Annotated in this window: 6 protein-coding genes; 1 reads left to right on the top strand and 5 read right to left on the bottom strand. The window is 72.5% G+C overall.

Translation table 11 applies throughout. The features are described 5' to 3' along the window. Nucleotides 1-149 precede the first annotated feature (149 nt). The gene (locus ACFY2K_RS41215; protein WP_387717915.1) at nucleotides 150-1097 is read left to right on the top strand and encodes an aminoglycoside phosphotransferase family protein; all 948 of its coding nucleotides are present in this window, start codon (nucleotides 150-152) and stop codon (nucleotides 1095-1097) included. A gap of 39 nt (nucleotides 1098-1136) precedes the next feature. Here ACFY2K_RS41215 and ACFY2K_RS41210 read toward each other — a convergent pair whose 3' ends face one another. The 5 genes from ACFY2K_RS41210 to dxr all read right to left on the bottom strand — a co-directional run bounded on the left by ACFY2K_RS41210 (nucleotide 1137) and on the right by dxr (nucleotide 6861). Then, entirely contained in the window at nucleotides 1137-1673 is a 537-nt protein-coding gene (locus tag ACFY2K_RS41210) for a GNAT family N-acetyltransferase (protein WP_387717912.1), read from the bottom strand. Between the two features lie 195 nt (nucleotides 1674-1868). Then, nucleotides 1869-2744, bottom strand: coding sequence for a GNAT family N-acetyltransferase (locus ACFY2K_RS41205; RefSeq protein ID WP_375896145.1), 876 nt, complete (start codon nucleotides 2742-2744; stop codon nucleotides 1869-1871). 157 nt (nucleotides 2745-2901) lie between these two features. Further along, nucleotides 2902-4062, bottom strand: a complete 1161-nt coding sequence (gene ispG / locus ACFY2K_RS41200; RefSeq protein ID WP_350518302.1) for a flavodoxin-dependent (E)-4-hydroxy-3-methylbut-2-enyl-diphosphate synthase — start codon at nucleotides 4060-4062, stop codon at nucleotides 2902-2904. Between the two features lie 144 nt (nucleotides 4063-4206). Then, nucleotides 4207-5511 (bottom strand): RIP metalloprotease, encoded by a 1305-nt coding sequence (locus ACFY2K_RS41195; protein ID WP_375896100.1) that lies wholly within the window; start codon nucleotides 5509-5511, stop codon nucleotides 4207-4209. A 105-nt stretch (nucleotides 5512-5616) separates the two neighbouring features. Then, nucleotides 5617-6861, bottom strand: a complete 1245-nt coding sequence (dxr, locus tag ACFY2K_RS41190) for a 1-deoxy-D-xylulose-5-phosphate reductoisomerase (protein ID WP_375896102.1) — start codon at nucleotides 6859-6861, stop codon at nucleotides 5617-5619. Nucleotides 6862-6881 lie beyond the last annotated feature (20 nt).

Genomic DNA, 6881 nt, shown 5'->3' with positions numbered 1-6881 from the left:
CCCCACCCACAGAGTCGGCAGTCGGAAAATCACCCAGCCGCCGGAGCACCCACCCCCGGAACCGCCCCCGGACCAACCCACCCTCCCGAGAGCCCACCCCCACACCCCAGCCCCGCGCAGCGCCCCCCACAAGCCCCGACAATGGACCCATGTCCGGACCCGCCCCAAAGATCACCGCCCCCACCCGGCTGACGACCACCGTCACCGCCACCCACGGCGAGCCCGGCCGCCAATGGCTCGCCGCTCTGCCGGCCGCGGCCACCACCCATCTGGCCCGCTGGAACCTCACCCTCGAACGCACCCTGGACCCCGGCGGCAGCCTCAGCCTGATCGCGTACGTCCACCGCGACGACCTCTCCCCCGCCGTCCTCAAGGCCGGACTGGTCACCCCCGAGACCGCCAACGAGCACACCGCGCTCACCCACTGGGCCGGCCGCGGCGCCGTCCTGCTGCTCGACGCCGACCCCGACGCGGGAGTCCTCCTCCTGGAGCGCCTGCACGGCGACATCCCGCTGCGTTCCCTCGCCGAGGCCAAGGCGATGCTGGAGGCCACCAGCCTGCTGCACCGCCTCTGGGTCGAACCGCCCTCCAGCCCCGCACAGCCCGCCGGCCCCGAACTCCCCACCCTCGCCGACCGCGTCACGGACACCGCCGCCCGCCTCGCAGAGCACCGCACCCACCCCGCCGTAGCCGCCGCCCAGCCCCTCATCGACGAGGCCCTCGCCACCGCCCGGGCCCTGACCGCCTCCGCCGACGAGAACCTCCTGCTGCACGGCGACTTCCACCACGGCAACGTGCTCGCCGCCGACCGCGCCCCCTGGCTGGCCATCGACCCCCGCCCGCTGACCGGCGAGCGCGCCTACGACCTGGCCCGCCTCGCCCTGGACCGCGCGGACACCCTGATCGGCTCCCCCGGCGCCCCGGCCGCGGTCCGCCGCAGGCTCCAGCAGCTCGCCGACGCCCTCGACGTCGACCGGGACCGCCTGCGCGGCTGGGCCCTGTTCCGCGCCGTCGACCTGGCCCTTCGCGCACTGGCCACGAGCCGCCACGAGGACGCCGAACTCCACCTGGAACTCGCCGGTCACCTCTCCGACTAGGACCGACCCCCCGGGCCACCGCTACGGCAACGGCAACGGCTACCGCAACGGCAACCGCGCCCCCATCACCGCGTACAGCCGGTCCGTCGCCGGGAACCGCACCGCCCGGGCCAGGTCCTGGTAGCCCAGCGCCCGGTAGAGCCGCCGGGCCGGTGTCTCCGCGTCGATCGCCGACAGGATGCTTCGCTCCAGGCCCGAGCTCTCGCACAGCAGCCGGATCAGCCGCGAGCCCACGCCCTGGCCCTGGAACTCCGGCAGCACGTGCAGTTCGGTGACGGCGAACACGCCGTCCAGCCAGTCCCCGTAGCCCCGGGCGGTCAGGTACGGCTCGATGACGGTGCTCCACCAGTGGTCCCGCTGGTTCGGCATCCCGTACCCGAACCCGACCAGCCGGCCGCCGCTCATCGCCCCGAAGGCGATCACCCCGGGCTGCCGGGCGTGCCGCCCGACGATGTGCAGCCGGACCGCGACCTCCTCGGGCGTCAGCCCGAACGCCACCGCCTGGACCTCCAGCGCCTGCGGCGCCCAGGCCGCGAGGTCGATGGCCTCGATCGTCACCCCGGTCAGCTGATCCATGCTCCGGACGTTACTACCAGCGGCCCCCTGGCGCGGCCGAAGATCGGAACCCAACAACCGGCGAAACACCGGCGAACCGCGCCACAACACCGCCCCGCACCCGGGCACCCCGGAAGCGCCCGGGCCCCACCGACCCGCCGACCCCACCGCACCCCCGGCCCACCGCACCCCCGGCCCACCGCACCCGGGAGGAGGTCAGAACAGCACGCTCATGAAGGCCCCGACCTCCCGGAACCCGACCCGTCGATACGCGGCCCGCGCCCGCAGGTTGTAGTCGTTGACGTACAGCGAGACCACCGGCGCCACCTCGCGCAGCGCGACGTCCAGCACGGCCGCCATCCCGGTCTCGGACAGCCCCTGGCCGCGGTGCTCGGGCGCCACCCAGACGCCCTGGATCTGGCAGGCGCCCTGGGTCACGGCTCCGATCTCGGCCTTGAACACCACCCGGCCGTCCTCGGCGAAGCGCGCGAACGACCGCCCGGTGGTGACGAGTTCGGCCACCCGGGCCTGGTAGAGCAACCCGCCGTCGCCGGCCAGCGGCGACACCCCCACCTCCTCGGTGAACATCGCCACGCAGGCGGGCATCAGCGCCTCCACCTCGGTGCGCCGCACCCGGCGTACCAGCGGGTCGGGCGCGATCTCCGCGGACGGCGAGGAGGTCGCCAACAGCGGCTGGTGGCCCCGGACTTCGCGTGCGGGGCCCCAACTCCGTTCCAGCAGCGCCCAGAAGGCGGCGGTCGCCCCGGCCGGTCCGACGATCGAGGAGCAGCGCCGGCCCTGCCGCCGGGCCCGCTCCGCGAAGGCGGCGACGGCCTGCGGCCCGGCGTTGACCAGGACGAGGTTCGCCCCGGCGTAGCAGAGGGCGTCGAGCACGCCGTCCGCGCCGTACCAGCCCCACATCTCCCCGCCGAGCCGCCACGGGTCCAGCCCGACGGCCTCGACCCGGGTCGCGACGAAGGCGTTGGCGACCGGGTCGCGGTGGAGGATCTCCAGGGCGTCCGCCAGGTCGGGCGGTTCCAGCACGCGGGTGGTGGCCAGCGCCCGGGCGGCCTGGAAGGAGCTGGGGAGCATCACACCTCGATCGATCATCGAGACAGCACCTCACTGAGACGACTCTGGCCGCACCCTACTCCGTGGCCCCACCCGGCTACGGCCGCGGGGCCGTCCGCGAACGGACGGCCCCGCTTCCGGAAAACTTCGCTGCACCCGCGCTCGGACCGCTCGGCGGTCACTCCGCGGCGACGACGGTCGGCGAACCGGCCTCGACGCCCTCCCCCTGCATCTGCTCGGCGAGCTTGAGCGCCTCCTCGATCAGGGTCTCGACGATCTTCGACTCGGGAACGGTCTTGATCACCTGGCCCTTGACGAAGATCTGGCCCTTGCCGTTGCCGGAGGCGACCCCGAGGTCGGCCTCGCGGGCCTCGCCCGGCCCGTTCACGACGCAGCCCATGACAGCGACCCGCAGCGGCACCTCCATGCCCTCCAGCCCGGCGGTGACCTCCTCCGCGAGCTTGTAGACGTCGACCTGGGCGCGGCCGCAGGACGGGCAGGAGACGATCTCCAGGCCGCGCTCGCGCAGCCCGAGCGACTCCAGGATCTGGTTGCCGACCTTGATCTCCTCGGCCGGCGGGGCCGACAGCGAGACCCGGATGGTGTCGCCGATGCCCTCGGCGAGCAGCGCGCCGAAGGCGACCGCGGACTTGATGGTGCCCTGGAAGGCCGGACCGGCCTCGGTGACGCCCAGGTGCAGCGGGTAGTCGCAGGCGGCGGCGAGCTGGCGGTAGGCGTTGATCATCACGACCGGGTCGTTGTGCTTGACCGAGATCTTGATGTCGCGGAAGTCGTGCTCCTCGAACAGCGAGCACTCCCAGAGGGCGGACTCGACCAGCGCCTCGGGGGTGGCGCGGCCGTACTTCTCCAGCAGCCGCTTGTCGAGCGAGCCGGCGTTGACGCCGATCCGGATCGGCACCCCGGCGTCCTTGGCGGCCTTGGCGATCTCGCCGACCTTGTCGTCGAAGGCCTTGATGTTGCCCGGGTTGACGCGCACCGCGGCGCAGCCGGCGTCGATCGCCGCGAAGACGTACTTGGGCTGGAAGTGGATGTCCGCGATGACCGGGATCTTCGACTTCTTGGCGATGATCGGCAGCGCGTCGGCGTCGTCCTGGGACGGGCAGGCGACGCGGACGATCTGGCAGCCGGACGCGGTCAGTTCCGCGATCTGCTGCAGCGTGGCGTTGATGTCGGCGGTCACGGTGGTGGTCATCGACTGCACGGAGACGGGTGCGTCGCCGCCGACCGGCACGTTGCCGACCATGATCTGCCGGGAGTACCGGCGCTTGGCCAGTGGCTTGAGCGGCAGGGACGGAATACCGAGCGAGATCGCGGTCATGTGCGCAGGGTTCCCCGGGGTTGAGGTGTGGATCGACCGCCCGGCCGTTGGGACGGCCGAGGCCGGGCGCGCCACGATCGCGCACCCGGCCTCCACGGTACGGCACGGTCCGGGGGCCCAGCACACCCGCCGTACCCGAACGTCCTAGCCGATCTTCACCGGGTTCACCAGGTCGGCCACCATCACCAGCAGGGTGAACCCGATGAAGATGCTGGCCACGACGTACGCGACCGGCATCAGCTTGGCGACGTCGAACGGGCCCGGATCGGGCCGCCGGAACAGCTGTGCGAACCGGCGGCGGACCGACTCCCAGACCGCGCCCGCGATGTGGCCGCCGTCCAGCGGCAGCAGCGGCAGCATGTTGAACAGGAAGAGCGACAGGTTGATGCCGGCCAGCAGGTTCACGAAGATCGCGATCCGCTGGGCGGCCGACTCGTGCAGGGAGAACACCTCGCCGCTGACCCGGGCGGCGCCGACCATGCCGATCGGCGAGTCCGGGTCGCGCGGGGCGTCGCCGACGACGGCGTTCCACAGGCCCGGGATCTTGCCGGGCAGGGCGGCCAGCGACTTCACCCCGTTCTCGGCCATGTCGTACATCCGGTCGACCGACTGCCCGAGGCCGAGCTGGACCGTTTCGCTCTTCGGGGTGAACCCGAGGAACCCGGCCTGGACGGTCCGGCCCTTCTCCGGCACGCCGTTGCCGTCGTACTTCTGCACGTCGTTGACGGCGATGGTGGGCGTGAAGGTGAGCTGCTGGCCGCCGCGCTCCACGACGATCGCCACCTGCTTGCCCGCCGACTTCCGGATGTCCGCCTGGAGCTGGTCGTAGTCGCGGATCCGGTCGCCGTCGAAGGAGAGCACCTTGTCCCCCTGGCGCAGACCCACCTCGTTGGCCGGGGTCTTGGGCGCGTCGGCGGGGCAGGTGTCGGTCGGCTGACCGGCCTTGACCACGCACTGGGCGACCGAGCCGATGGTCGGCACCGCCATGGTGACGCCGAAGCCCATCATGACCGTCAGGAACAGCCCGAACGCCAGGACCAGGTTCATGAACGGCCCGGCGAACATGACGATGACCCGCTTCCAGGGCTTGCGGGTGTAGAACAGCCGGGTCTCGTCGCCCTCCTGGAGCTCCTCGTAGGAGGCCTCACGGGCGTCCTCGATCATGGACCGCCAGGGCGAGCTGCTGCGCTTGGTGATCCGGCCGTCCTCGCCCGGCGGGAACATCCCGATCATCCGGATGTACCCGCCGAAGGGGATCGCCTTGATCCCGTACTCGGTCTCGCCCTTCCGGCGCGACCAGATGGTCGGGCCGAAGCCGACCATGTACTGGGGCACCCGGATGCCGAAGAGCTTGGCCGTGGAGAGGTGGCCGAGCTCGTGCCAGGCGATCGAGACGAGCAATCCGACCACGAAGACCAGGATGCCGACCACCGTCAAAACCGTTGCCACCGCTGGTCCTCCGTCATGCCGCTCCGCTCATCGTCTCGTCGTACCGCGATCCGTGCCGTACCGCGGTCCCGGTCGTGCCGGGCACCGCCGCCGGAGGCGAGGACGTCAGCCCGCCGCCAGCTCGCGGGCCCGGGCACGGGCCCAGTCCTCCGCGTGCAGGACGTCCTCGACGGTCAGGGAAGTTCCCGCCGCGGCCGTCCGACCGTCGTGCTGTCCGTGCTCGGCCACGACCTTGGCAACAGTGTCCACGATCCCGGTGAAGGCGAGGCGGCCCTTCAGGAAGGCCTCCACGCACTCCTCGTTCGCCGCATTGAACACCGCCGGCGCCGTTCCGCCCAGGGTGCCCACCTCACGGGCCAGCTCGACGGCCGGGAAGGCCTCGTCGTCCAGCGGGAAGAACTCCCAGGTCGCGGCCTTGGTCCAGTCACAGGCGGGCGCCGCTCCCGGCACCCGGTCCGGCCAGCCCAGACCCAGCGCGATCGGCATCCGCATGTCCGGCGGGCTCGCCTGCGCCAGCGTCGAACCGTCGGTGAACTCCACCATCGAGTGCACCACCGACTGCGGATGGACCACGACCTCGATGCGGTCGAACGGCACGTCGTACAGCAGGTGCGCCTCGATCACCTCCAGGCCCTTGTTCACCAGGGTGGCCGAGTTGATCGTGACGACCGGGCCCATCGCCCAGGTCGGGTGCGCCAGCGCCTCCTGCGGGGTCACCCCGGCCAGCTGCTCCCTGGTCCGGGTGCGGAACGGGCCGCCGCTCGCCGTCACCACCAGCTTGCGGACCTCGGCCCGGGTGCCGCCCGCCAGCGCCTGGAACAGCGCCGCGTGCTCGGAGTCCACCGGCACGATCTGGCCCGGCTTCGCCACCGCCTTCACCAGCGGACCGCCGACGATCAGCGACTCCTTGTTGGCCAGCACCAGCACCCGGCCCGCCCGCAGCGCGGCCAGCGTCGGCCGCAGGCCGATCGAACCGGTGATGCCGTTCAGCACCGAGTGGCACTCCACCGCGGCCAGCTCGGTCGCCGCGTCCGGCCCCACCAGCACGGCCGGCAGCGGCCGGCCCGCCGCCTTCGCGGCCAGCGCCTCGCGCAGCGCCGGCTCCGCCGCCGGATCGGCCACCGCCACGGTGTGCACGCCCAGCCGCAGCGCCTGCTCGGCCAGCAGCTCCACCCGGCCGCCGGCCGCCGACAGCGCGACCACCCGGAACCGGTCCGGGTTGCGGAGCACGACGTCGACGGCCTGGGTGCCGATCGACCCGGTGGAACCGAGGATCACCAGCTCCCGGGGGCCGGAGGGGTCCGCCACGGTGGGCGTGAAACGCAGCTGCGGGTGGGCGAGCGAAGTCATGCGCCCATTGTGTCCTGTCC

The sequence above is a fragment of the Kitasatospora sp. NPDC001309 genome (assembly GCF_042896295.1).
Classification (GTDB): Bacteria; Actinomycetota; Actinomycetes; order Streptomycetales; family Streptomycetaceae; genus Kitasatospora.
The sequence above is the reverse complement of the archived record's forward strand: the minus strand, read 5'-3'. Positions and strand labels throughout refer to the sequence as shown.